Source organism: Roseomonas aeriglobus (assembly GCA_016937575.1).
Classification (GTDB): Bacteria; Pseudomonadota; Alphaproteobacteria; order Sphingomonadales; family Sphingomonadaceae; genus Sphingomonas; species Sphingomonas aerigloba.
On sequence record JAFHKN010000004.1, the window covers coordinates 1 to 24,935 of the forward strand.

At 63.4% G+C, this 24,935-nt stretch carries 28 protein-coding genes and 2 pseudogenes; 15 read left to right on the forward strand and 15 right to left on the reverse strand.

Annotated elements, in window-relative coordinates:
* Positions 1–285: 285 nt before the first annotated feature.
* The 3 genes from JW805_18530 to JW805_18540 all read right to left on the reverse strand — a co-directional run bounded on the left by JW805_18530 (position 286) and on the right by JW805_18540 (position 2,001).
* The gene (locus JW805_18530; protein ID MBN2974002.1) at positions 286–897 is read right to left on the reverse strand and encodes a hypothetical protein; all 612 of its coding nucleotides are present in this window, start codon (positions 895–897) and stop codon (positions 286–288) included.
* On the reverse strand, positions 800–1,183 hold the full coding sequence (locus JW805_18535) for a hypothetical protein (protein MBN2974003.1): 384 nt from the start codon (positions 1,181–1,183) through the stop codon (positions 800–802). The genes JW805_18530 and JW805_18535 overlap by 98 nt, the downstream gene beginning before the upstream one ends.
* Before the next feature lie 236 nt (positions 1,184–1,419).
* Complete coding sequence (locus JW805_18540; GenBank protein ID MBN2974004.1) at positions 1,420–2,001, reverse strand: DUF389 domain-containing protein; 582 nt, start codon at positions 1,999–2,001, stop codon at positions 1,420–1,422.
* 83 nt (positions 2,002–2,084) lie between these two features.
* On the opposite strand from JW805_18540, the gene JW805_18545 reads away from it, so the two are divergent.
* Positions 2,085–2,462: a hypothetical protein gene (locus tag JW805_18545; protein MBN2974005.1), complete on the forward strand. Its 378-nt coding sequence runs from the start codon at positions 2,085–2,087 to the stop codon at positions 2,460–2,462.
* A gap of 118 nt (positions 2,463–2,580) precedes the next feature.
* Here the strand turns inward: JW805_18545 and JW805_18550 are convergent, their stop codons facing one another.
* The 3 genes from JW805_18550 to JW805_18560 all read right to left on the reverse strand — a co-directional run bounded on the left by JW805_18550 (position 2,581) and on the right by JW805_18560 (position 4,639).
* Positions 2,581–2,940 carry a hypothetical protein gene (locus JW805_18550; GenBank protein MBN2974006.1) on the reverse strand — a complete coding sequence of 120 codons (360 nt, stop codon included), beginning with the start codon at positions 2,938–2,940 and terminating at the stop codon, positions 2,581–2,583.
* A gap of 329 nt (positions 2,941–3,269) precedes the next feature.
* Positions 3,270–4,310 carry a mechanosensitive ion channel gene (locus tag JW805_18555; protein ID MBN2974007.1) on the reverse strand — a complete coding sequence of 347 codons (1,041 nt, stop codon included), beginning with the start codon at positions 4,308–4,310 and terminating at the stop codon, positions 3,270–3,272.
* Between the two features lie 167 nt (positions 4,311–4,477).
* Entirely contained in the window at positions 4,478–4,639 is a 162-nt protein-coding gene (locus tag JW805_18560) for a hypothetical protein (GenBank protein ID MBN2974008.1), read from the reverse strand.
* Positions 4,640–4,811: 172 nt separating this feature from the next.
* Between JW805_18560 and JW805_18565 the strand changes: the two genes are divergently transcribed.
* Positions 4,812–5,306 (forward strand): Crp/Fnr family transcriptional regulator, encoded by a 495-nt coding sequence (locus JW805_18565; protein MBN2974009.1) that lies wholly within the window; start codon positions 4,812–4,814, stop codon positions 5,304–5,306.
* A 324-nt stretch (positions 5,307–5,630) separates the two neighbouring features.
* Here the strand turns inward: JW805_18565 and JW805_18570 are convergent, their stop codons facing one another.
* Positions 5,631–6,023: an NAD(P)/FAD-dependent oxidoreductase gene (locus tag JW805_18570; protein MBN2974010.1), complete on the reverse strand. Its 393-nt coding sequence runs from the start codon at positions 6,021–6,023 to the stop codon at positions 5,631–5,633.
* A 193-nt stretch (positions 6,024–6,216) separates the two neighbouring features.
* Between JW805_18570 and istA the strand changes: the two are divergent.
* Positions 6,217–7,727: pseudogene (gene istA / locus JW805_18575) on the forward strand (IS21 family transposase).
* Positions 7,714–8,442, forward strand: a complete 729-nt coding sequence (istB, locus tag JW805_18580; protein MBN2974011.1) for an IS21-like element helper ATPase IstB — start codon at positions 7,714–7,716, stop codon at positions 8,440–8,442. Before istA ends, istB begins: the two are co-directional and overlap by 14 nt.
* A gap of 64 nt (positions 8,443–8,506) precedes the next feature.
* Here the strand turns inward: istB and JW805_18585 are convergent, their stop codons facing one another.
* The 4 genes from JW805_18585 to JW805_18600 all read right to left on the reverse strand — a co-directional run bounded on the left by JW805_18585 (position 8,507) and on the right by JW805_18600 (position 11,842).
* Positions 8,507–9,082: an NAD(P)/FAD-dependent oxidoreductase gene (locus JW805_18585; protein ID MBN2974012.1), complete on the reverse strand. Its 576-nt coding sequence runs from the start codon at positions 9,080–9,082 to the stop codon at positions 8,507–8,509.
* Between the two features lie 61 nt (positions 9,083–9,143).
* Positions 9,144–9,377 carry a hypothetical protein gene (locus JW805_18590; GenBank protein MBN2974013.1) on the reverse strand — a complete coding sequence of 78 codons (234 nt, stop codon included), beginning with the start codon at positions 9,375–9,377 and terminating at the stop codon, positions 9,144–9,146.
* A gap of 58 nt (positions 9,378–9,435) precedes the next feature.
* A complete protein-coding gene (locus JW805_18595; protein ID MBN2974014.1) occupies positions 9,436–11,529 on the reverse strand; it encodes a catalase in 2,094 nt (697 codons plus the stop codon).
* A gap of 130 nt (positions 11,530–11,659) precedes the next feature.
* The gene (locus tag JW805_18600; protein MBN2974015.1) at positions 11,660–11,842 is read right to left on the reverse strand and encodes a CsbD family protein; all 183 of its coding nucleotides are present in this window, start codon (positions 11,840–11,842) and stop codon (positions 11,660–11,662) included.
* A gap of 138 nt (positions 11,843–11,980) precedes the next feature.
* Between JW805_18600 and JW805_18605 the strand changes: the two genes are divergently transcribed.
* The 8 genes from JW805_18605 (at position 11,981) to JW805_18640 (ending at position 18,376) form a co-directional block, all read left to right on the forward strand.
* A complete protein-coding gene (locus tag JW805_18605) occupies positions 11,981–12,331 on the forward strand; it encodes a response regulator (protein ID MBN2974016.1) in 351 nt (116 codons plus the stop codon).
* Positions 12,328–14,265 carry an AI-2E family transporter gene (locus JW805_18610; GenBank protein ID MBN2974017.1) on the forward strand — a complete coding sequence of 646 codons (1,938 nt, stop codon included), beginning with the start codon at positions 12,328–12,330 and terminating at the stop codon, positions 14,263–14,265. The genes JW805_18605 and JW805_18610 overlap by 4 nt, the downstream gene beginning before the upstream one ends.
* A 29-nt stretch (positions 14,266–14,294) precedes the next feature.
* Positions 14,295–14,651 carry a hypothetical protein gene (locus JW805_18615; protein ID MBN2974018.1) on the forward strand — a complete coding sequence of 119 codons (357 nt, stop codon included), beginning with the start codon at positions 14,295–14,297 and terminating at the stop codon, positions 14,649–14,651.
* A gap of 647 nt (positions 14,652–15,298) precedes the next feature.
* The gene (locus JW805_18620) at positions 15,299–15,781 is read left to right on the forward strand and encodes a hypothetical protein (protein ID MBN2974019.1); all 483 of its coding nucleotides are present in this window, start codon (positions 15,299–15,301) and stop codon (positions 15,779–15,781) included.
* A gap of 263 nt (positions 15,782–16,044) precedes the next feature.
* A complete protein-coding gene (locus JW805_18625) occupies positions 16,045–16,431 on the forward strand; it encodes a DUF3768 domain-containing protein (protein MBN2974020.1) in 387 nt (128 codons plus the stop codon).
* A gap of 125 nt (positions 16,432–16,556) precedes the next feature.
* Positions 16,557–16,814: a hypothetical protein gene (locus JW805_18630; protein ID MBN2974021.1), complete on the forward strand. Its 258-nt coding sequence runs from the start codon at positions 16,557–16,559 to the stop codon at positions 16,812–16,814.
* Positions 16,815–16,816: 2 nt separating this feature from the next.
* Positions 16,817–18,106, forward strand: a complete 1,290-nt coding sequence (locus JW805_18635; protein MBN2974022.1) for a Fic family protein — start codon at positions 16,817–16,819, stop codon at positions 18,104–18,106.
* A 105-nt stretch (positions 18,107–18,211) separates the two neighbouring features.
* On the forward strand, positions 18,212–18,376 hold the full coding sequence (locus JW805_18640; GenBank protein ID MBN2974023.1) for a hypothetical protein: 165 nt from the start codon (positions 18,212–18,214) through the stop codon (positions 18,374–18,376).
* 169 nt (positions 18,377–18,545) lie between these two features.
* Here JW805_18640 and JW805_18645 read toward each other — a convergent pair whose 3' ends face one another.
* The 3 genes and pseudogenes from JW805_18645 to JW805_18655 form a co-directional block, all read right to left on the reverse strand.
* Positions 18,546–19,142, reverse strand: coding sequence for a recombinase family protein (locus JW805_18645; protein ID MBN2974024.1), 597 nt, complete (start codon positions 19,140–19,142; stop codon positions 18,546–18,548).
* A 126-nt stretch (positions 19,143–19,268) separates the two neighbouring features.
* Positions 19,269–20,099, reverse strand: a complete 831-nt coding sequence (locus tag JW805_18650; protein ID MBN2974025.1) for an AAA family ATPase — start codon at positions 20,097–20,099, stop codon at positions 19,269–19,271.
* Positions 20,100–20,233: 134 nt separating this feature from the next.
* A pseudogene (locus tag JW805_18655) lies at positions 20,234–21,586 on the reverse strand (DDE-type integrase/transposase/recombinase).
* A 147-nt stretch (positions 21,587–21,733) separates the two neighbouring features.
* Here JW805_18655 and JW805_18660 point away from each other — a divergent pair.
* Both JW805_18660 and JW805_18665 read left to right on the forward strand, forming a co-directional pair.
* On the forward strand, positions 21,734–22,327 hold the full coding sequence (locus tag JW805_18660) for a recombinase family protein (GenBank protein ID MBN2974026.1): 594 nt from the start codon (positions 21,734–21,736) through the stop codon (positions 22,325–22,327).
* The gene (locus JW805_18665; protein MBN2974027.1) at positions 22,324–23,118 is read left to right on the forward strand and encodes a hypothetical protein; all 795 of its coding nucleotides are present in this window, start codon (positions 22,324–22,326) and stop codon (positions 23,116–23,118) included. The genes JW805_18660 and JW805_18665 overlap by 4 nt, the downstream gene beginning before the upstream one ends.
* Before the next feature lie 190 nt (positions 23,119–23,308).
* Here the strand turns inward: JW805_18665 and JW805_18670 are convergent, their stop codons facing one another.
* Positions 23,309–24,196, reverse strand: coding sequence for an EamA family transporter (locus JW805_18670; protein ID MBN2974028.1), 888 nt, complete (start codon positions 24,194–24,196; stop codon positions 23,309–23,311).
* Between the two features lie 82 nt (positions 24,197–24,278).
* On the opposite strand from JW805_18670, the gene JW805_18675 reads away from it, so the two are divergent.
* Positions 24,279–24,755: an Lrp/AsnC family transcriptional regulator gene (locus JW805_18675; protein MBN2974029.1), complete on the forward strand. Its 477-nt coding sequence runs from the start codon at positions 24,279–24,281 to the stop codon at positions 24,753–24,755.
* Positions 24,756–24,935 lie beyond the last annotated feature (180 nt).

A 24,935-nucleotide genomic window follows, 5' to 3' on the forward strand; every position in this document is an offset into this window, starting at 1 on the left:
AACTGCTCGGTGATGATGGTCGCTGCCTCGCGCGGGACGGCGGCGAACACATGCTCTACGTTGCTGCGAACCGTTTCCGGTTCGGCAAAGAGGCCGTAGCTGAGGACAACCGCCCGAGCAACGGGACGATCGCCGCGAACGCGTAGAAAGCGATCCCTGCGGCGATCAGCCCGATATTGTCTTTGCCCGTCTCCTCCCAGGTTCGCCGCAGCACCGCCAGCCACCCTTCTTTGGGAATCGCGAACGGCGACCGCGCTCCTGCGCCCGCCCGATCGTTGCCGATCGTCATGCCGCATCTGCTGACATGCGGGGATGCAGGCGCTGCAGCGTCTCGGCCGAGCGATGGAGTGCGGCAAGCTCTCCATCATCGAGGTCAAGCTGGATGATCCGCTCGATCCCGTTCTTTCCCACAACACATGGCGTGCCGAGGCACACCCCGGTCAACCCGTATTCCCCGCCGAGAACGGTAGAGACCGCGAGCACCGCATGCTCGTTGCGCAACACGGCCTCGCAGATCCGCTGGACGCACAGGCCAATCGCATATTCGGTATGGCCTTTGCGCCGGACCACCTCGGGTGCGGCGCGACGAACGCCGTCGAGCATCCGCGCATAATCCTGCGGTTCTTGGGGAGCGCATCGGTTTAGCGGCACGCCGGCGATGCGGGCGCCGCTCCAGACGGCGACTTCAGAATCGCCATGCTCGCCGATGATGTAGGCATCGACCCCGCGCGTTCGATATCGAAGGCCTCGGCGAGCATCCCGCGCAGGCGGGCGGTATCGACCAGCGTCCCCGTTCCGATTACCCGCCCGGCGGAAGCCCGGATTCCTCGAGAGCGACCTGGACCAGAAGGTCCACGGGGTTCGATGCCATGACGAGCACCCCGTCGAACCCTTCATCCCTCAGCTTGCCAACAATCTCGCGGACTATCGGGGCATTGGCATCGAGAAGGTCGAGCCGCGATGTGTCGCTGCCCCCTGTCGCCTGCCCGGCCGCGATGACGACGATCGAGCTCGCAGCGGCGTCCGCATAGCTGCCGTTGATCACGTTGATCGGGGATTTCATCGGGACTGCGACGGCGTGCTCGAGATCCATCACCTCGCCCTCCGTTTTCTCGCGGTCGCGGCCGACCAGCACGATTTCACGGATGAAGCTGCTCTGGATCAAGGCGTAGGCGCTGGCCATGCCGACGCGTCCGCAGCCGACGATGCAGACCCGGTTTCGTGCGTTGCGGAGGCGAATGATCTTTCATGCATATGTTCTTTCGGTCGACCGGAACAAGCGCGACGTAACAGGTGAGAGTGTCAATGCAGCGGGCGCGGCGGTGGACCATGAGCTGCTTCAGGCCAAAGACGAGCACACCTGCGGCAAGGACGAAGCCTGCATCGACGGCCAACCGGGTCCCGCTGGCCGCCGCCAGATCAAGACGCCCCCATCGCAAGTGATATCCCTGCTACGGATGCCGCCTCGATCAGTCGCATGGCAACCAGTGCACCGGCGATAACGCTCCTTCGGTAGGAGGCCTGGATGAGCACCCCGGCGAACGCGCCGGCCAATGCGATTGTCAAGAGCTCGGGCGAGGGATGGATCGTGTGTTTGAGGACGTCGCCGTCGAGAAACGCCGACGCCTCGACACCGGCTACTCTGGACAGGACCAGCCAGGTCGCTCCAGCGGCCGCCGCCAGAACGGCATAGCCGACGATCGTCGCCAGCGCACCGGCGCGGATCACCTCGCCCCTCTTCAGGACGACGCCCAGTGGCAACTTCGCCAGCGGCTCGAATCCAGGGGCAATGATCGCAGACGCGACATATGCAACCGCCGCGATCGCGGGTTCGGTAAACGCTCCAGCCGCGCCGATAATGCCGCCCAGCGCCATCAGCAGCAGGAAATTGGCGGTAAGGCGGCCTTGATGCCGCAGCCCGGTTTCGAGTTCCTCCCACACCGCCTCATCGACGTCGGCGTCGATCCGCTTCTGATGTTCGGGATCGCTGATGCTGGCCACTTCCGCGGTCAGATGGTGTATGGGAAGGCTTGTAAGGCACTCGCCGCCGCGGACATAACCTGATCGGTTGCACGATTGAGTGCATGGACGGTGACGACGTCTCCCCTGGGCTTGACGGATCGCTGCGGTGCAATGTCAGGCCGACCACGTCCTCGATCGTGTCGAGCGCGGCTATCAATTGGTCGGAACGGTCCGAGGGAACGGTAATGTCGATTACACGATGCACGATTATTCCTTGTGCGGATCAAGGGTATGCGCGGCTTGCGGTCGCAGAGCGCACGCTTTCGTTCGTAGGCTGCGGCAAGTCGTCGGTGGGCAATCGCCGCTTCGACGCCGTCGCTTACCTCAGCGGCCTGCCTCTCGGCCTGTGCACGCTCGACGTAATAGCCCAGCTCTTCCTCGACAGTTGCAGGCTCAAGACCCTCCGGGTTTTCCATAATCGTGCAGCCATCGATCCGTAGGTAAGTGGTGCGAAAAGAAGGGGCCCGGGCACGCAACCGCACCAAGGCCCCGCCCAAAGTGCTACGCGCGACCTCTGCGGGCCTTTGGGACAGCCGCGGGCATGTCAGCCCACGAACCCTACTTGCCGCGAATGGCGTCGGCCCTGTCTTCGGCTACATCGGCCTTCTGCTCGGCATCGCGTCGAACCTGCCTGGCCTGCTCTTCAAGAGCGTCGGCCTTCTCGTCGGCCGTACTGGCGCAAGGCGTCCGCACGGTCCTCTGCAGCATCGGCACGCGCCTCGATCGCCGCATTGGCGCTTTCGGCGGCACGATCCTGTGCCTCGCCGGCCGTCTCGGCGGACCGCTCGCCAGCGTGTCCTCGCTCGACACGACGCCCGCGTTGGCGTCCGCCTGTTCGCCGGCGTTCTCCCGCGGCCCATCACAGCCCGCGAGCAGCAGGCTCGCAACCAATACCAGGCTACCGAGCCGCCGCGTCATGCCTGCGTATCCACGTCACGAGTAGCCCCTAGCGATGTCGGGGTGACCGTCGGGGTCTCAGCCGATGCCGGTTTGTTGGCCTCCTCTTCGGCCTTGCCAAGCAGTCGCTGCACGACCTGGCCCGCCTGCTCACGCCGCCAAGGCCGAACGCGAGGGCAAATGCCACCGCTATAGCGCCGAGGATCAGACCAAAAGCAGGTTGATGATGTCATCGGCAAGACCCATGAACCGCAATCCAATCGCCGTTCCCAGGACGATGATGGCGACCTTGGTAAGCGACGCGGTGAACTCTGCTCCGGCACCCCCGGTCGCTTTGATCGTAGTCGAGATCAGGCGTGCGATCGCGACGGCCGCGGCGATGATAATCGCGCCGAATACACCTGGCCGAAGAGTGTCAGCACTTCGGCCATGATCCGCGAACCATAGGCAAAGTTGAGCTGGCGGAATGCCTCCATCAGACCGAAAATGACGATCGCGATGAAGACACCTGACCCGATCAGCTTCGACGGCGTTAGCGACGCGGCCGTCGTCGCAGGCGAAGGTCGATCGGTCCCGGAAATCGGATCAGCGGCTCCCGACTGCGGGAACAGGCCGAGGGACTCAATTGCCTTGTCGACGCCGGTCGAGCCCAGGAACGAGGTAATGAGCTGCGAGGCAAATTTGCCGATGTAGTAAGCAAGCGTGATAATAATGCCTGCCGCGATCACATGCGGGATCGCATCAAGGATGATCCGCAGCATGGCAGTCGCTGGCTGCGAAATCGCCGCGATGTTGAGCGTGTCCAGGGCGGCAATCGCCACGGGGATGATGATCAGAGCGAAGACGACGCTACCCACCGCCCGCGGCAGCGCGCTGGGGTCGGTCGGGGGCGTGCTGCCCACGTGCGCCGACAAGCGCTCCACATGGCTCGCGGTGATTACCGCCTCGACGGCCTTCTTCGCTACGCTGGCGAGAATGTAACCGAGGAAGAGGATCAGGCCGGCACCGATAATCCGGGGGACCGCATTGCCGAAGCCGTTCAGCATGTCCGCCAGAGGGCCTGTCGCGCTGGCAAGGCCGAGCGGTTGTGCAGCGAGAAAGAACGCGACCAGTAGCACGACCCAGAAAGCCGCATCGCCGACCTGTGCGCCGATGGTAGACTTGTCGCGCGGCGGATGGTTGGGCTGATTTGCCCGCCGGGCGAGCGGTGTCTTGTTGAGGAGGTTTGCCACTCCCCACTTGACCGCGCGAGCAACCAGCCATCCGATCAGGAGGATAACCAGGGCGCCGATGATGCGAGGCCCCCACTCCTGCGCATAAAGCCAGGCCTGGTTGGTGAAATCGCGGGTCCCGTTGATGACGGTTCCTCCCGCATATTGGACATCGTTCATATCAACCTCCCTGAACCCCGACCGCTTCGCTCAACGCACCGCACGACGCAGCCGCCTTCGTCACTTCCAAGGGTATCTTCACGTCATCGATACGGGTGCCAGCCCGAATAAGATCGCTCCCGTTAGCCTTTGACCCCGCGTCTGCTGCACGCTCTGCGCGACACGGCCTAGCTGCCGGAGCTGGCCAGCGACAGGTTAGACTGCAGTCGATCACCCATGCATCGCGCCGGCCCTTCGCTCAGTCCGTAGCGGCCCAGTCCCTGGGCGATCCGCGCGGACGGGCTGGCACACGACGCGGTCAACGCCGAGGCGACAACGAGCAGCGCCATTCCGGCTAGCCTGCTTCGCCTCGTCTCAATCATGCATCGACACCCTGCTATGTATTCAACCGGTCTTAACGGCTGTTCAGCATCCGTGTTCCCACCGGATGCGTTTCTTTTGCCGCGATTGATCGAGGTGTAGAGCCGAGCGTTGAGCCTCGACATATGAAGGAGTTTTGCATTGCCTGACGACCGGGAAGATCGCGAGAACGGCGCCGCTCAGTCCAGCAGCAATCACCTTCTTGATCGGGTGCCGCCCGACGAGCGCGCTCGTATGGACAGCTGCCTTGAACCCGTCCTTCTTGTCGCAGGACAAGTGCTGTACGAGCCGGGCCAACCGCTGACCCACGTCTTTTTGCCTTTGACCGGCATGATATCGCTGGTCGCGGTCATGAGCGATGGTCGGACCGCAGAAGGGATGACGATCGGCCGCGAGGGCGCCGCTGCCCTCAGTGCAAGCGGCTATGTGGACGATGCTTTCAATCGCTACGTGGTGCAGCTGCCCGGCAGCGGTTACCGGGTCAAAGCCGAGGACTTCGAAGACCTGGTCGATGAAAGCGTCGAATTCTGTTCCGCGGTCACGCGCTGGCGCGAGGTCATGATCCGGATGTCGTTGCAATCGGTCGCCTGCAACGCGCTCCATACCGTTCGGCACGGCTTGCGCGTTGGATCCTGACCACTCACGATCGGACGAAACCGACAGACTGCCGCTAAAGCAGGAGTTTTGGCCGAAATGCTGGGGTGAAGCGTAACGCCGTCAATATCGTGGCTCGAGAGTTTCTTGCGATCGGCGCGATAGAATACAAGCGCGGAAAGATTTCGGTCATCAATCCCGAATTGCTCAGGGAAGAGTCCTGCGAATGCTATACGCTCATCCGTGGCGAGATATCGAAGCTGTTCACGCAGCCTCCGAGTAGTGAATGCGAGGGCTGACGTCCCGGTGACGGATCGGCGATATGCGGACGAAGGCGCTTGGGGTACGTCTTTCTAAAAATGCGTTTCACGTCGACAGTTGCTTCGCCGTCTCGCCGTCGATCGTCCGCAGAGCATTATGAATGGCGGTTGCTGCCTTAGCACCGTGCCCGGTTGCAACGCTGATCTGGTCGAGGCCGGCAACGACATCACCGGCAGCGTAACAACCCGTGATGTTGGTCAGCTGATCGTCGTCTACAGCGATGCACCGACAGTCACTTAACGCAACGCCGACCGCGACCGCCAGTTCGGTGTTGATGTCAGAACCGAGCGCCGGATAGACGGTATCCACTACGATGGTGCCGGCACCTTTTTCGAGAGTGATCGAAACTCGTCGCCCGAGCCGAAATCGATCGAAGCAGTGGGGCAGCAACAAGTGTGACCCCGGCCTTATCCAGCGCGCCGCGATCGTTGTCGTCAAGTTCGGCGGTCTCGTTCGCCACCAACGTGATGTCCTCGGAATATGTCCTAAGGAACAGTGCTTCGGCCACTCCATGCTTGTGGATCGGCGTGGAAAAGGGACCCCGGTAGCGGGGTGATCGGCGTCGAAAAGGGACCCCTCATCCCGGTGGTCTAGGCTGTTCGCTTGGCGTGTGTCAGGCGGCGAGATCGGGATGCTGGTATTGGAGACGGTGTTGAGGATCCGGCGCGAGCACGCGTCGGGGAAGGCCATCAAGGCGATAGCGCGGGACTTGCACCTGTCGCGCAAGGTGGTGCGCAAGGCGATCCGGGCGCCGGAGGCGGACATGGCTACCGGCGGGAGGTGCAGCCGCTGCCGAAGCTGGGGCCGTTTCAGGCGCGACTGGATGCGTTGCTGGAGGAAGACGAGGCACGACCGCGGCGCGAGAAGCTGCGCCTCACGCGCATCCACGACCTGCTGCTACGCGAGGGGTTCGACGGCTCGTACGACGCGGTGCGGCGTTATGCGGCTCGCTGGCGGCAGGCGCGGCGTCGCGATGTGATGGATGCGCCGGCGTTCATCCCGCTGCTGTTCCGGCCGGGCGAGGCGTATCAGTTCGACTGGAGCCATGAGGACGTCGAGATCTCGGGCAAGCCGATGCGTGTAAAGGTCGCGCATGTGCGGCTGTGCGCATCACGGGTGATGTATGTGCGCGCCTATCCCCGCGAGACACAGGAGATGCTGTTCGACGCGCATGCGCGGGCATTCGCCTTCTTCGGAGGCGTGCCGACGCGCGGCATCTACGACAACATGAAGACGGCGGTGACGAGCGTGTTCACGGGCAAGGAGCGGGTCTTCAACCGGCGCTTCCTGGTCATGGCCAACCATTACATGGTCGAGCCGACCGCCTGCTCACCGGCGTCGGGCTGGGAGAAGGGTCAGGTCGAGAACCAGGTGCAGACCGCGCGCGGCCGCTTCTTCCAGCCACGCCTGCGATTTACCAGCCTCGAGGAGCTGAACGGTTGGCTGGAGGCCGAGTGTCGGCGCTGGGCCGACATGCACCGGCATCCCGAGCGGAAGGAACTGACGGTCGCCCAGGCATGGGCAGCCGAACGGGCGGTGCTCCAGCCTGTTGTCGCGCCCTTCGACGGCTTCCACGAGAGCGAGCACGCGGTAAGCGGCACTTGCCTCATCAGCTTCGACCGCAACCGCTACTCCGTTTCTGCCCGGACGGTTCGGCGCGTTGTGCAGGTCCGTGCCTATGCCGACCGCATCCTCGTGCGCTGCGACGGTGAAGTCGTCGCCGACCATCCCCGGTTCTTTGGCCGGGACCGGACCATCTACGACCCGTGGCATTATCTGCCGGTGTTGGCGACCAAGCCGGGCGCCCTGCGCAACGGCGCACCGTTCCAGGGCTGGGAGTTGCCGCCTGCGCTGTCACGGCTGCGGCGCAAGCTCGGCGCCGGCGACGACGCCGACCGGCGGTTCGTGCGGGTGCTGGCGACAGTGCTCGATGACGGGCTCGAGGCGGTGGAAGCGGCCGTGCGCGAAGCATTGCTGGCCGGCACCGCCAGCGACGACGTCATCGTCAACATCCTGGCCCGCAGGCGAGAACCGCCACGACCGCTAACCATTGTCACCCCCGAGGACCTGGCGCTGCGCCATCCGCCCCGCGCCGACTGCAACCGCTATGACAGCCTGCGAGGTCTCCATGCAGCGGCATGAGATGATGACGGCCATGACCGAGTTGGGGCTGAAGGGCATGGCTGGCGCCTTCGACGAGGCGGTCACCACCGGTCTCCAGCGCAAGCGCACGACCATGGAGGTCCTGACCGACCTGCTGCGTGCCGAGGCGACGCACCGCCATGCAGCGTCGGTCCGTTACCGGATGTCGGCCGCCAGGTTGCCCGCGGTGAAGGACCTCGACGCCTTCGTCTTCGATGACACCCCCATCAACGAGGGACTGGTGCGCTCGCTATACAGCGGCTCGTTTCTTCCGGGCCGGCGCAACGTCGTGCTTGTCGGTGGGACGGGCACAGGCAAGACGCACCTCGCCACCGCCATCACCACCAATGTGGTACGGGCCGGCGCCCGGGGGCGCTACTTCAACACGGTGGACCTGGTGAACCGGCTTGAGGAGGAAACGCGTCTTGGCAAGGCCGGCACGCTGGCAGCCCAGCTCTCCCGGCTCGATCTGGTGGTGCTCGACGAGCTTGGCTACCTGCCGTTCGCCCGCTCGGGCGGCCAACTGCTCTTCCACCTCGTCAGCAAGCTCTACGAGCAGACCTCGGTCATCGTCACGACGAACCTCGCCTTTGGCGAGTGGCCGACCGTCTTTGGCGACCCCAAGATGACCACCGCGCTGCTCGACCGCATTACCCACCATTGCGACATCGTCGAAACGGGCAATGACAGCTGGCGCTTCAAGCACCGCAGTTGACGCCCAGGACCACCGGCAGAGAACGCTTCGCGCTGGTTGCGCCTCCGGTCGGGCTACGCCCGCCCTACGCCGCAACCAGCGCGAACAAAGCGCCCGTCATACCCGTCACGCTGCTCGACGAAGGGGGTCCCTTTTGCACGCCGATAGGGGGTCCTTTTTGGACGCCGATTGACACTCCATGCTCGTCGCCACCGATGACGGCGATACGTGATCCGGTCGCCTCGAACCCGTCGCAGATGGGGCAGTATCGCAACTTCCCGCTTACCAAAGCCTGTCGGTGCGTTTCCGGGTCGATCTCGGGGCTGCGATTGACCACGCCGGTGGCGAGCAACACCGTGCGCGCCTCCAACACGCGATCAGCCGTCGACACACGAAACGTGTCGCCATCCCGCTGCAGGGCTGTTGCTTGTTCGTAGTATATCGCCGCGCCATAGCGTTCGGCCTGCTCCCGCATGCGATCAAGCAACTCGTCGCCGCCGATGCCGTCGGGGAAACCCGGGTGGTTACGCGATCTGGGGATCCAACTTGCCCGGCTTTTGCGCTCGTCGACGACCACCACCTGACGATGGAAACGGGCAAGATAAATGGCTGCGGTCAATCCTGCCGGTCCGCCGCCGATAATCACGCAATCCGTCAGCATGGCTCGTCCTTGTCGATACGAACCGCTCCCTCAGCTTCTTACGGAGCGATTACCCTCGATATCACCGGCGCAAAGCGCCGCTGCCAGGCTCGATGGGATCGGCGCCCGCGACCAAGTGCCATCCTTTCCGGATCGCATACTGCACGCCCCAGCCAAGCGCGTAGGTCGCAACCAACGGTGCGATGCCGCGGATTGCTGTTTCGGCGATGGTGCCGATGATCGCTCCCTTGATCCCGCTATCGCCGTCACCGCGATCAATGGCGGCGCCGATCAGCGCGCCGAGTAGATTAGCCATTGTCTGTCCTTACTGATGTTCGCCCGGCCACGAGGCCGGGCGCACCGTTGGAGAATGGTTACGCAAGCGTCCGGACAGACGGCTCCCGGTCCCAGTAGCGCTTCTTCGCCGCCTCGACGAACATGGCGAGGTCGGTCACGCCGTCGTCGAGTTCGACACCTGCCTTGTCGAGCAACGGCTTGGCTTCATCGTTGAACCCGATGGCCTTGAGGTGACCGAAGGCGTCCATGACCCACTGCACGGCCGCGCCTTCTTTTACCAATTTGGCACAGGCCTCCTTCGACAGGGTGACGGCGCAGGCATCGACTGTGACCGAAGGCTGACCGAACAACTGTGCGTCCGCAGCGATCGCGGTCCCATCGGACAGCGGCACCTTGCCGACCTTGGGCGCGATCGTCAGCGGCGTGCCGCCGGCGGCCTTCACGGCGTCCTTCACCGAATTCAGATCATCGGCATCGGTGCCGTCGGCAATCAGGATACCGACCGTGCGGCCCTCCAGCGTGTGCTTTTCCAATGGCCCGCGGATGATGCGGAGTGCCGGCGACGGATCCATGTCGAGCACCGGCGCGGCGGTCGGTGACGCCTTCGGCAGGTCCATCGCAAGGCCGTCAGCAACGCGCTGCGCCAGGTCCTCATCGACGTTACGCAGGTTGGCCATCACCGCGATGCGGATATGCTCCAGGCTGACCTTCGACAGCTCGAACACCAGGGCGGACGCGATATGCGCCTGCTCGGCCGGGTCCATCGACCGGAAGAAGAGGCGCGCCTGGCTGTAGTGGTCGGCGAAGCTCTCCGGGCGGATGCGCAGCTTCTCGCCCTGCTCCTCCGAAGGGAAGGTCTTATAACCCTTGTTGGGGTCCTCGCGCGCACCGGCTTCCTCGCCGGCCTTGGCAAGGCTGTTCGGCTCGTAATTGGCGCGTCCCTTGGGGATCGCCATCTGCATGTGGCCGTCGCGCTGCTGGTTCAGGAACGGGCAGCCCGCCGCCTCGGCTCGGCCCTTGGCCGAGTTGATCGGGAGCTGGTGGAAATTGACCGAGCCCAGTCGCGACAACTGGGTGTCGGTATAGCTGAACAGCCGGCCCTGCAGCAGCGGGTCGTTGGAGAAGCCGATGCCGGGGACGACATGGCTCGGCACGAACGCCGCCTGTTCGGTCTCGGCGAAAAAATTGTCGGGATAGCGGTCGAGCACCATTTTGCCGACGATGCGGACCGGTAGCACCTCCTCGGGGATGATCTTGGTCGCGTCGAGCACGTCATAGGGCTGGCTGTTCGCGAAATCCTCGTCGAACAGCTGTACGCCCAACTCCCAGGTCGGGAAGTCGCCGCGGTCGATGCTCTCGAACAGGTTGCGGCGCTGGAAGTCGGGATCGGCGCCGGCAATCTTCACCGTCTCGTCCCAGATCGTCGAGGCGAGGCCAGCCTTCGGCTTCCAGTGGAATTTGACGAAGGTGCTCTTCCCTTCCTTGTTGATGAAGCGGAAGGTGTGGACGCCGAACCCTTCCATGTTGGCGAAGGTGCGAGGCAGCGTGCGGTCCGACATCGCCCACATGATCATGTGGGTGGACTCGGGCATCAGGCTGATGAAATCCCAGAAGGTATCGTGCGCGGTCGCCGCCTGCGGATATCCGCGATCGGCCTCCATCTTGGCGGCGTGCACGAGATCGGGGAACTTGATCGCGTCCTGAATGAAGAACACCGGGATGTTGTTGCCGACCAGGTCCCAGTTGCCCTCACGGGTATAGAATTTGACCGCGAAACCACGCACGTCACGGGGCGTGTCGATTGAACCGGCACCGCCCGCGACGGTCGAGAAGCGGGTGAACACCTCGGTCCGCTGTCCCTTCTTCTGGAACAGGTCGGCGCAGGTGATGTCGGCGAGGCTTTCTGTACACTCGAAATAGCCGTGCGCGGCAGACCCGCGCGCATGAACGATACGCTCGGGGATGCGCTCATGGTCGAAGTGGTTGATCTTTTCGCGAAAAATCTCGTCTTCGAGAAGAACGGGACCACGCGCACCGGCCTTTAGCTGGTTCTGGTTATCGGCGATCGGCGTGCCGTGATTGGTCGTCAGCACCCGATGATCTTCGTCAGTGGTCTGATGGGTTTCGCCGCCTGCGTAGCCTTGCTGCTGCGATTTGCGTTCTGATGCCATGCTCTAAGCCCCTTTGTCGTCACGCAGCCAGGCGTGCGCGGTGCGATGCCAATATGATTGCTCAACAGGCAAAGGGGGCGCCCATCAAAGGCACCCCCTTCTCTGCTACGATCCGGTTGTCCGCGCCGGGTTAGATCTTGTCGCCGAGCGCACCCTTTATGCTGCCCTTGAGCTTCTGCCCCTTACCCGTCGCCTGCTGCGCGGCGCCATCTGCCGCCATGTCGGGATTGTCGGTGCGAGTGCCGACTTCCTGCTTGGCATCACCGACCATGTCGTTGATCGCGCCCTTCACCTTGTCCACGAACTCGCCCATCAGATGCCTCCTATGTTGACCGAACCTAAACGACCCGAATGACCATTGGCTCCCGTTATGCCCGGAAAAATGCATAAGGCTGGAACGGTTGGCGGTTGAACCTGTTCGGACGTTGACAGGGGAATGCCGATGCACCGTTTGCTGATCGCCGAAGATATTCCGGCCATCGCCGCTTATATCGAGAACATCGCACACGACGTCGGCATCGACGCGATCAAGCTGGTCGATAGTATCGAAAGTGCCCGGGCGGCGATCACCTTCGCACCAGATGTTGCGGTCATCGATCTCAACCTCGCCGACGGCTTCACCGGTCCTCTCATCGCCGACGAGCTGCACCGACGGTGCGACACGCGAGTTGTCTATCTTACCGCCAATCCGGACCTTCTGCCGGAAGCGCATCACATCAGCCACAAGGTCCTGCGAAAGCCGCTGATCGCACGGGAATTGCATGATGCCTTGCTCGGCACGTTCCCTGAGGTGGTCGCATGACGGAAGATCGAGAGATCATCAGACTTTCTGGCGATCAACCCGAAACAGGCAGCGCCCGCATCGCGGCGGCCAACGCGCAGGGTGTCGAAGGCTTGCTCGGTCTGGCGGTCGCGGTGGTCGTCGTCGCCGGACTGTTCTTCGCCAAGGATGTACTGATCCCGATCACACTCGCGATTCTGTTGTCCTTCGTACTGTCGCCGATCGTGAGCCTCCTCCGGCGGCTTAGATTGCCCAAGGCTCTCGCGGTGCTCACGACGGTCATTGCCGCCTTGGGAATGATCGGCGGACTCGGAACTTTGGTCGGGTTCCAGGCGGCGTCGCTCTCGGCTGACGCCCCGAAATATGCTCAGACGATCGAAGCGAAGATTGATGGCGTGAAGGTCTATGCCGCCGAGAAAATGGCATTCCTGACAAAAACGCCTGCCCGCGCCACCCCCGCCGCTCCAACCCTGACTCCGGGCACCAGGGCCGCCGTTCCGGTCAGGGTTCTGGAAAACGAGCCATCGGTACTGGATACGGCCCTCGGCGTCCTGAAGCCCGTGCTGGCGCCGTTCGAGACGTTCGTCATCGTCCTGGTCGTCGCAATCTTCATTCTGATGCAGAAGGAGGATCTGCGCGACCGGCTGATCCGATTGTTCGGGTCGTCCGATCTCCATCGCACGACGGTTGCGATGGACGATGCGGCCAGTCGTCTTGGCCGCTATTTTCTTTCCCAGCTCGCCGTGAACGCGAGCTTCGGCATCGTCGTGGGTCTCGGCCTGTGGTGGATCGGCCTGCCGGTTCCGGCGCTATGGGGGATCCTTGCCGGCATTCTGCGCTTCGTCCCCTATATCGGCTCATTGCTGGCCGCAGCGCTCCCGCTGGCCCTGGCAGCAGGCATCGATCCAGGTTGGTCGATGGTGATCATGGTCGCCGCTTTGTTCGTCATCAGCGAGCCGATCATCGGCTACGGGATCGAACCGCTGCTATACGGGCATTCCACCGGCCTTTCGCCGCTGTCGGTAATCGTTGCGGCGGTGTTCTGGACCTGGATCTGGGGGCCGGTCGGACTTGTCCTGTCGATGCCGCTGACCCTGTGTCTCGTCGTACTTGGACGACACGTGCCGAGTCTCGAATTCATCGACGTCCTCTTGGGAGACAGGCCGGCGCTGACCCCCGTGGAGAGCTTCTATCAGCGTATGGTCGCTGGCGATCCTGACGAGGCTATCGAACAGGCTGAAACGCTCCTGAAGGAGCGATCGCTGACCGCCTATTACGATGAGGTCGCCCTTGGCGGCCTCAAACTGGCGGCCGAGGATGCCCGACGCGGTCTCGTCGACCATCAAGCGGCCACCCGGATCGTCGCTGCGATGATCGATGTGGTGCACGAGCTGGATGGACAGGACGAGACATCGGCGAGCAACATCGTCATCGATCGCGACAAGCCACTCAACCCCGTCGCATCCTCGACGATCGCACGCATTCCCGAGACAGCGCCGGTCGTCCTTCCGAACGCGCCCGAGACGTGGCGTGCGGACGGCACGATCAGCTGTATCGCCGGCAGGGGCATTCTCGACGATGCGGTGACGGCGATGCTCGAGCAGCTCCTTCAGAAGCGTCAATTCGGCGTGCGGCGTGTCCGCAATGCGGCCGTGGCGCGCGACGCGGTGGCTAAGCTCGACCTGTCAGGCTCGCGCCTCATCTGCCTCTCGTACCTCGAGATCGGCGGCAATCCGACCCATCTAAGATTGTTGATCCGGCGCCTCCGGCGCGCCGCGCCTGCCGCACGCATACTCGTCGGGCTCTGGCCCGAGGGGGAAAAAGCCCTGACCGACCGCGAGATCCAGCTTCTGATCGGAGCGGACGATTATGTCGCGAGCTTCGGGCAGGCGGTCGAGCAATGTCTGCGCATCGCTCACGATCAAGCCGGAGAGGAGGCTCGTGCCACCGCCTGAGGTGGCTAGCGTAGAGCGATAACGTCGGATTGAAGCGCCGTGGCGTACAGGGCTTCCGTCTCGCGCTGAACACGCTCGCGCAGGCGGGGAAGGATCGTTTCGGCTTCGGCACGAAACTGCGCAAGGTCGGCAACAATGGCCTCGCCGTTCCACTCGCCCAGAAACGTCCTCCAGTCGGCCTTCAGGATTTCCAGGGCAGGAAGGCAGTCTTCGAATGCTTGCTGCCACGGGGACGCCAGCGCCTTGCTCCGGAGATCTTCCAGTATGGTTGCTTCGATCGAAAGGTGCTCGCTGACCAGCGACGACAGTCCGAGCGCGACGAGCGGAATGATCCGGAAGCCGATGCCTTCGATGGCGAGGACATGGAGGCCGACGAACTGGCGTGAACGGATGCGGGGGGCGGTGATAATCGCCCCCCTTCCCCTCGACCGACCCGCCCAGCAGCAGCCCCATCGCCGGCGCGACAGCCATGCCCCGCATGGCCGTCGCGCCCGCTGCCCTTTCAGGCCCGCGGGCGCCGCCCGCCCAAAAGGGACGGGCGGCGCCGAGGCGACTTCACGACAACGTGAACGGGTGCGCGCCGGAATTACCGACAGCGCGTGCGAGGATCGGCTACACTGTCCTCGATCGGCAGCGGAAGGATGTAGCAGCTCCCCCGCAATCTCGCCGGTCGAAGGAGGTGACGCACATTGACGATTTATGAGACAGCAATGGTCGTGATCGCGGGCTTTTCGCTCGTGGTCGCGATCGTAAAGTTGGGCCGCGACAAGTAGCCTGACGGGGGGCGGGGGCCTAGCAGGGCTCTCGTCCCTTTTCCTTTCAGGATGGCCGGAAAAGTTTGAGCCCGCCGAGTAGCAGCTCGACGGGCTCAGGTAGGTTCCGCAATCGACAATCACGAAACAGCAGGACCTATATACGCCTCCCCGGCTTAACATCCAATACCCAGCCCGCGCGCCATCCTGAAAATCGCGCTGCGGATCTAGCTCACTAGAACCGCCGCGGGTGGACGTGCACCACCTGCGAAGGTGGGCCGATGCTTCTCTTGATGAAGGCCGCTTGCCTGGAACGGCTGATGGAGCTGAACACGCTTGGTGCGGCTGATAGTCTGACCCGCTTCCTGGAGGCGCAGCTCGTCATCAACGCTGCCCATCTCGACAGCATCTACGATGCGATCGGCCGCGCTACCACGGCGCAGGTCCGGCGCAACTTCGAGGCGATCTATGCCGCCGGCGTCGACGAATATTATCCCGGCGTGACCGGCGAGCTGATCGAGCAACTACATGTGGCGCTCGGCCCCCAGCTCCCCAGCATCGCCGCTCGTTCCGCAGGGGATTCCTACTGCTATCGCGCAGGATGGCCGGATATTACCGCCGTGCATGGGGGAGCCGTTCTGTTCCGCGAGATCAAGACCACCGACAAGCTGCACCGCTCCCAGCTTGAGACGATCGGTAACGTGCTGCTGCCCGAAGGGCTCACCGTCGACGTCCTGCAAATCGCCGCGCCTAAGGCGCGATAGCATCGACAGCCGGCGCGGGCTCGCGGACGAGCTGCGCCAGCCAAGGGAACGCCAAGGGCGCCGCCCTTTCGTTCCCGAACGACAATCGACCGCCCGTGTAATCCGCCAAGCGCAGCACCCGGCGCCGAGGCACCGGCCGCGCTAGGCGGCTCGCCCGCGCCAGCGGTAGATTCTCGCTCCCCCTCCCCATCCCGTCCTCGCCGGACAGGCAGGGCCGTGAGGCCGAGCGGCCTTGCGGCCCATGCCAGAAGGAAGGATCAGCAATGTATAGCCCCGAACACCTCGACACCATCCGTTGCCTCAACGACACGGCCCGGAGCCAGCCCGGCACCGCCTCCATCGCCAACGTCACACTTGGGTTTCAGTCTCTTCCCGACGCGGATCGCTTCGCGGCGCTGGCGGCAATCGTCAGCTTCTCGCGGTTCGACGGCGACAATCATCCTTATGGGGAACACGATTTCGGTGCGGTCTATCAGCTCGGGACGGGAGCGTGGACGCAGGAACGGCCGAGCGACCATAAGGCCATTGCCGAGACGGTTTTCTGGAAGGTGGATTGCTACGACAACACGCTTACCTATGACAGCGAAGCGCCGTGGGATGAGCAGCAGACCAAGCGCGTGCTAACGATCATGCTGGCAGGCGAGTATTGATCCCGTCCCCTCCGACCCGCGTTCGGCGAGCGCGGATCAGGACGCGCTGACCGGCTCTAGCCACACGTGATTTGTTGAGGAATCGCCTTGGAAGGCGTAGGGTTTAGAGCAGAAAGGATGACGCGATGGCCCAGATCGAACTTGAGACGCTGCGCGAGCGCATCCGCCAGATGGACTTCGAGCGCGGCAATACCGAACAAATCGCTCTTTGGCGCGAGGACGTGGCGGAGTCCCGCGCCAACCTCGCCATCGAGGACATGACGCCGACCATCGACGAGGACGCGATGTTCGCGATGATGCTGGATGAGGGCGTTCCGCCCTCGCTCATGCCCTCGATCATCCTCAGTCTCTATCAGCCCGGAACACGCCAGATCGCTGCCTGACCTTGGCAAGCGATCCTTACACGTATCCCGGCACCGAGACGCTTCGGAACCGGCTTGGAATCACTGGCGACAAGACGCTCACCGAGGCCGAGCGGAGACTGACGCAGGCGCGCGGCGCGGAGGCCGCGCGCCTGCCCTTTCCAGCGACGGCCGACGGCTATCGGGCGCTTCACAAGCACCTGTTCCAAGACCTCTACGATTGGGCGGGCCAGGACCGCACCGTCAACATCGCCAAGGGTGGATCGAGCTTCGCAGCCGTCCCCTACCTCGCGCGCGAACTCGACAAGCGGTTTGCCGAGGTAGGAGCGCAGAGCGGCTTCCGGGGGCTTCCCCGAGAAGAGTTTTTCGATCGGCTCGGCAACCACATCAACGAAATCAACGCCATTCATCCCTTCCGTGAAGGGAACGGGCGCACCATGCGCCACCATGCCGCCCAGTTCGCCCGCGAAGCCGGCCATCCGATCCGCATCGCCGCGATCGACAAGGACCGATGGATGGAGGCTTCCCGCCACGGTTTTCTGACCGGCGATCATCGCGGCATGGCCGCGGTCCTCTCCGCAGCGGCGATCAAGCGCGACCTCGCGCCGGAGGCGCGGATCGGCCCCGCCGGGATCGCCATGCTCCCCAAGCGCGCCCCGCCCGAGGGGCAACGCTATCGCGTGACGCTGACCAAGGCGCGCGAGGAATTGGAACGCTATCTGCCGGCCGCCCGCCAACAGGCGGCCGACCGGCTGCGCGGTTTGATAAAGGAGGGTGCCCCCTCCCCCGCCATCGCCAACGCGCGCACCGAACTCGCCTATGTCCGCCACGTCAAGGGGCCGATCTACCAATCGCACCTTCTCACCTATCTAGGCGTCCGTCAGGTCGATGCCGTCGTAACGCCCCAGCAGACGCCGTTGGAGCGCGTGCGAGAGATCGGCGCGGCGCTCGGCGTCCAGATCAACAACCAGCAGCCGGCGCCGCTCCAGCGCGCCGTGCGGTCGCTGGAGCGGCCGATCCTGCCTCCCGGTCACTCGCCGGGGCAGGAGCGCCTTGCCGAACTGTTCTTGAAGAGCACGCCGGAGAAGAACCAAGCCGATCCCCGCCTCGCGCCCGCCCAGGCGATCGTTGACGCCGCTATCAAGACGGCCCGCGATCGGGGAGAGAGCGCGCGCATGATCGCGGCTATCGGCGAGTCGACGCGCCAGCTCGTCGCGGATCGGATCAAGGCGGGCGGTATGTTGGACGGCGAGATCGGGCATACGGCGCCGGCGTCCGCGCCCGCGTCACGCGACAAGGATCGGAGCCGTTGATGCATCGAAGCGTAAGAGGCAGATCTTGGGATACCCAGTCTGCCCACTGCCTCTTTGCACCATTTATATCTCACGGAGAAAAAGTTGAGAGACGAGACTGACGAGATGTTCTTCGCGCGCCGAGCGCAGGAAGAATTGGATAGGGCTGCTGCGGCAACGGATGCTGCTGTCAAGGCGATCCATCTCGACCTCGCCTCGCGCTATTCGGCAGAGCGCGAGCGGGCCGCACGTGGTGAGCGCTATGAGCCAAAATTTGCAGGGAACACCTAGCCAACTAATTCAACCTGTCGAGCGGTCGACGCTACAACCGTCTATCGAATTCGTCGAGCAGCTTGACCGAGAACGAGCAGAACATCGTTCATCTTCGCGCTCTTGTGGTCCCGCTCCAGCGTGGTCCGCCAAGGACCGTATTACCTAAGCCCGTTCTCAGATCGACGGCTTACGGACGCGAGAGCGACTCATCCTCTTCCGCGCTGATCGCATCCTGCACCGGCGCCGGAAAATGCCGGTAGAGCGTGGGGACCGAGACCCCGATCACCGGCGCCACTTCGCGGACCGTCATTCCCCCCGCGAGCAGCTTGCGGGCCGCCGTGATCCGCTTGGGCGTCATCACCGTCTTTCGGCCGCCTACCCTGCCCTGGCGCTTCGCTACCATCAGGGCGGCCGTCGTGCGCTCGCGGATGAGATCGCGTTCCATTTCCGCCAGCGCGGCGAGGATGCGGAAGACGAACTTGCCCGCGGCCCCCGATGTGTCGATCCCGTCGGTTATCGAGCGCAGGCCGATGTTGCGGGCTTCCAGCTCCGTCGCGAGATCGATTAGGCCCTTGGAGGTCCGGCCAAGCCGATCCAGCTTCCAGATCACCAGCACGTCGCCGGCGCGGGCGTGCGACAGAGCTTCAGCCAGGCCGGCGCGGTTGGCCTTGGCTCCGCTCGCCTTGTCGGTGAAGGACCGCTCGCAGCCCGCCTCGCGCAGTGCGTCGAGCTGGGGCGTCAAATCCTGTTCGGGCGTCGATACCCGCGCGTAACCGATCAGCATGAACCGTTCTCAAAACTCAACTTCCGCGCCTATCACGAGCCCACCCAATCGAGAAAGTGTTTTGATACGTGCTGTGCGCCTGCTACACGTTGTGGCTTTCAGCGGTAAATGTCACGAATGTCAGCACTAGGTGACGCCGATGACGAGGGTGCTGCGGGCGGCTTCCACGACATCCTCGCTGATGGTTGCGAGGCCGTTGATCTTCAGCACGCGCTCGATCTGCACGAACAGGCGGTGCAGTAGCCGGAAATTGCCACCTGTGATCCGAACGATGGCCGCGACCGCTTGCGCGTCGGTGAAATCGGCGTCGTCGAGGGCAAGGCCGAGGTCGCGCCAGCGGCGGGTCAGCACGAAGGTCAGCTCCGCATCCTGCAACGGCCGATATTGGTGGGCGAAGCCGACCCGGCTGAAGAGCTGGGGATAGCGCGCCATGCGCTTTTCGATACCGGGCATCCCGATCAGGATGAGCCCGATCCCCTGCCGATCGAACACGTCACGCATGTATTCCAGCGCCGTCGTCGACAGGCGCTCGGCTTCATCGACGATCACCATTTCGACGTAGCGGGTATGACGACTGACATAACGGACCTGTCCGACTTTCTGAGGCCGGACGTGTTCGTCGATGCAATGGTCCACTCGGTCGAGCAGCCGGGGCAGATCCTGCCGCAGTTCGCGCAACGTGCTGCCGACCGAAGGTGTGTAGAAAACCGCACGTGCCTGAGCGAGGTGGGCATAGATTTCCAGGTCGGATGGATCGCGTGGTCCCCAAACGGTGAGCAGGGGCGCAGCCTTGTGCCATCGGGCATACCGGCAGGCCGAGAGCGTTTTGCCGACGCCCGCTGGGCCATGACACAGGCCGATGTAGCGATGCTTCCGAACGGCGTCGGCGAACTCGATGAAGCGGCGGTGCTCTTGGGTCGAGATGAAGCTGGTCGCGCGCGTACTGCCGGCGGTCATCAGTCGCCCTCATAATAGGTGCGTAGCTTCGGCCGGCTTGGTGGCGGCGCCGGAGTCGCTGCGGAGACCGGCGCCAATTCAGGCAATCGCGCCGGTTTCGCGATCGGAGCCGGAGTGCGCAGGATCGCTGGAAGATAGTCTATAACGCTCGATTGCTTCTCCCTGATCTCCTGCCGCAGGCGACGCCGATGCGCGATCCGCGCCGCCTGGATGTCCTTTAGGGTGACACTGTTCGCGGCATGATCCGCATCGATCGCCCGGCACAGGAACACGTTGCGATGGAACACGCGGACTTCGCCCATGTCGCGGGGGTCGTAGCGGATCGTCACCGGCTCGCCGACGTAGGCTGCCAGCGTCGGATCGAAGTAGCGCAATCCCTCGAAGCGGATGCCGTCGCGGTGAACGGTGCGGGGCTTGGCGACCATGACCAGCAGCATGTCCAGTTCGGCAAGCGTCTCCGGCATCCGGGGCAACCAGCCATCGCCCCGCCATGCGGCTATCGGTGCCGCCCCGATCGAACGGTGGGGACGCGCATTATAGGTCGAGATGATCCAGGCGCCGATCGCCGCGTCCAGTTCGGCCAGTGAAAGGGCCGGTGGGGATACCGTCTTGCCGGCGCGCAGGTTGCCGGGGAGTTCGGCCAGCAGTTCGGTGTTGATGGTCCGGAACAGCCGCTCGATCTTGCCACGCCCCTGCGGACGGGCGACGGCTGAGTAGATCAGCCTGATACGCAGATCGGCCGCGGCCTGTTCGAGGTGGAGGCTGGTGAAGTCCGATCCGTGATCGACGTGCAGCACATCGGGAATGCCGCACACCGGCCATGCCGGATCGGCCTTGCGCCAGATGGCCTGGCGCAGCGCGAGCGACGTATTGAGCGCGGATGGCGCGCCGAGAAACACCATGTAGCCTGCGATCACGCGGGAATGATCGTCCACCACCGTCGTCAGCCACGGCCGTGTCGGCCTGCCACGAGCATCGAGGATGAGGATGTCGAGTTCGGTGTGGTCGGCCTGCCAGATCGCGTTCGGGCGATCGGCGCGATGACGATGGACCATCTCGTATTTGTCGCGGAAAGCGGCAGCGCCCTCATGCGCGAGCGTCAGCATCGCAGGATCGATCCGGCGCACGATATCGCGAACGCTGCCGTAGGACGGCGTGTGCCATCCATATTCGCTAGCGACATGCACAACGCGACGATGGATGGTTGCGATCGAGGCCGGCGGCTTCGTCAGCGCCATGCCCTGGATCAGTTGGACCAGACCCTCCGGGAACGTCCGTGTGCCAGCTTCCGGACGAAGCGGCCGCGCGAGGCCCATTGGACCGTTGGCGGTATAGCGAGCGAGCCATCGCTGGACGGTGCGCAGCGAAACACCGGCATCGGCCGCGACTTTGGCCAGCGACGCGCCACCATGCAGATGGGCGCGAAGTGCCGCCATTCGCCGCGCCACCTCCGCGCCTCCTGTCTCCGATCTTCGACCATCCGCCATGGTGATCGCCCCCTGTCCGATAGAGGATCGTTCAGCGGACTCGGCCGGTCGATCTCCAACAGCACGGAAAGCGGCCGAAAGCCGAGTCTCACATAGATGGTACCATATGTTTTGCGGTGATGGGGCCTTATACGTTACACTCCGGCTATGACGCACACGCTGATCGGCTATGCCCGCTGCTCGACCGACAAACAGGACCTTGCCGCCCAGCATGACGCGCTGCTCAAGCTCGGGGTGGCGGCCGATCGCATCTACACCGACAAGGGGCTCACCGGCACGAACCGGGATCGCCCCGGCCTCGACCAAGCACTAGCCGCAGTACGAAGCGGCGACACGCTGGTAGTGCCCAAGCTTGACCGGCTCGCGCGATCAGTTCCGGACGCGCGCGCGATCGGGGACGGCCTTGCTGCCCGTGGGGTGAAGCTACAGCTTGGTGCCAGCGTCCACGATCCGGCTGACCCGATGGGTAAGCTGTTCTTCAACATCCTTGCCACCTTTGCCGAGTTCGAGGCGGACCTCATCAAGCTCCGCACCCGCGAGGGCATGGCGGTCGCCCGCGCTAAGGGGAAGCTGCGTGGGAAGAAGCCCAAGCTGTCCGATCGGCAGCAGAAGGAGCTTCGTCGCATGTACGATACCGACGACTACTCGATCAGCGACCTCGCCGAGCTGTTCTCGATTTCCCGGCCGACCGTTTATCGAACGCTCGGCAGGCATGCTGCCACAGCGGCGGCAGCGGCATGAATCTCACCGAACAACAAGATGCGAGTAGTGCTCGCCGCTTCGACTTCATCCTTCGCCAAGGGCTGTGGCTGGTTTCACTTCTAGCATCCATCACGCTGCCCGTTGTTTACTTTTCACGTCCGTTTGCGCCGGTTACACCCGGCCTCACCAGTATTCTCGGTTGGGGTAGCCTCTTAGGCGTGATAGCTGGCTTGGGGTCTGCGGCTTTTTATGTTCCTCTGATGCGGCGTCAGTCTACCATTGGCCGCATCGGTTATTGGCTTACCTCGGCCATGATGGGTGCTTTCGCCGGTTGGGCAGCACTGGGTCTGCTGAATGACCGTGGTGGCACCCCTCTCGGAGATGTCGAACTGCCGATCGCCCGCGTCGAGCAGGCAGGTGATCAGTTCAGCATTTATACTATGCTACCTTCCTCACCCTCAAATATTATGCGGATATCATCGACCGAAATCATTGGCCTTCCTGTTGCCGGCCAATGCCTGTTCGGCAGATTGCGACGTGGTCTGTTCGCGGCTTCCTGGCTGTCGCGCCTTTCGGTTACGTCATGTTCGGCAAAGCGAGGTGAAGCAGGAACGAACGTGCTGATGCCGATAAATCGATGGATGGACTGGCGCTGGCACAAACCACGATCCTTCAGGCTGGACGGATCTCACCAAGCCTATGATGAGGCCCTTCCTCAGAGCGCAACGTGCCGGACCGAGCGGGAAAGCTGGCTTTATCAGTGCTTCCCCAAAGGAGCAGGCCGCAGGAGGCGACAATCAGTGATGTCACTTCGTGACATTTACCGCTGAAAGCTACAACTTTGGCGACACGACCCCAGTCCCATAACCCCGTCGCCAGGTGTCCATTTCGAGAAAGCGCAATCGGGAACAGGTTTTGGGAAATGGTGCCGCCCGAGAGGTGAAGTGCCCTCCCTCACCTTCTGTGATCCTGGCTGGGGTTCGCAATCGGGAACGGCACGGGGGCCTCCCGCTCGCCGCATTAGATGGTCAGGGCGGGTTGCTTGGTGGCCGATACCGCGCTGCCTGAAGACGCTGCCATGATGAGCAGAATAGCGAACCATTGAAGTGGCGTCAGCACCTCCCCCAGAACGACAAAGCCGGCCAGCGCCGCAACAGCTGGTGCAGCGCTGAGCAGAATGCCGAAGACGTGGGACGGCAACCGGCGCATCGCCTCCATTTCCAGCGAGTAGGGCAAGGCGCTCGACAGGATCGCCACGGCGAAACCGACAGCTAGGACCAACGGTGCCAGTAAGGCAGAGCCTGCCGTTGCCGCGCCAATCGGCACGGAAATGGCGGCTGCGACTATCATTCCCCAAGCGACCGCATCCCCACCGAGTGCGCCGGAAACGCGCTTCCCATAAACAATGTAGAGCGCCCAGCAGGTCGCCGCGCCGCCTGCAAAAACCAATCCAATCGGATCGAGCGCCGCGCCCGAGCGAAGCGGCAACAGCAGCACAAGGCCGATCACCGCCGCGACGAACCAGACAATGTCTCGCCGCGATCGTGACCCGCAGAGCACCACCATCAGCGGTCCAAGCACCTCGATTCCGGTCGCGATGCCAATGGGGAGGCGAGCGAAGGCCTGATAGATCAGCAGGTTCATCGACCCGAGCATCGCCCCATAGGCAATGAGCGCCGACAGCATGGCGCGAGAGGGCCGCCTCCGCCACGGTCGCCGCAGTGCAAAAAGCAGCAACGCCGCCAGAGCGATGCGCAGGCCTGTGGTGCCGTAAGCGCCGACCAGCGGGAACAGGTGCTTGGCAAAGGCAGCGCCAACATTCTGCGCGACCAAGGACACCAAGACGGCGCTTGCGCCGATCATTGGGGCAGACGGACGATTGGAGGTGGCGGGTGCTGCATCAATCATCTTGTGGGTTATAGTCTCATTTGGGTGAGGCGAGCGCTTAACTTCGGCTTACCGCACGAGACATCCACTCACGGGGGGCTTGATGAGCGAGACAAATTATCGGACTAATCCACTCGACCGCTTCGATCGGGCGATCCTCGACATCCTTCGGCGTGACAATCGCACGCCTCAAAGAACGATTGCCGAGCGGGTGAACCTCTCGCCGGCCGCAGTGCAGCGGCGCATCGCCGCAATGGAAGCTAATGGCACGATCATCGCTAACGTGGCGATTGTTTCGCCGACGCTTGAAGGACCTCGGATCGCCATCGTGGTCGAAGTTCATCTCGTAAATGATCGCTCCGAGCTGGTCGAACCAATCAAGGCGCTGTTCCGCCAGACCGTCGAAGTACAGCAATGCTATTACGTCACTGGCAATGGCGGGTTCGTCCTGATTGTCAGCGTGCCGGACATGGCGAGCTATGAAGTGCTCGCACGTTCCTTATTCGCCGACAACGATGCGGTATCGACCTACCGGACGCTTGTCGTCCTTGATGCGGTAAAGGCACCTGCCGCTCCATGAACCGCGACCGGCCTAAGCTGAGCCTGAGCTTTCCCAATTAGCCATCCCATGCGAGACGGGATCGCTACGCGTTGGGGTGTCATTCCGCCCCCAACCGGACCCAGCCACCAGCGGCGCATTTTTCAACAGCCCCGGTCGTTTTTCTGATTACTTTGTAGCGTGCCACAAGCCTGATGGACG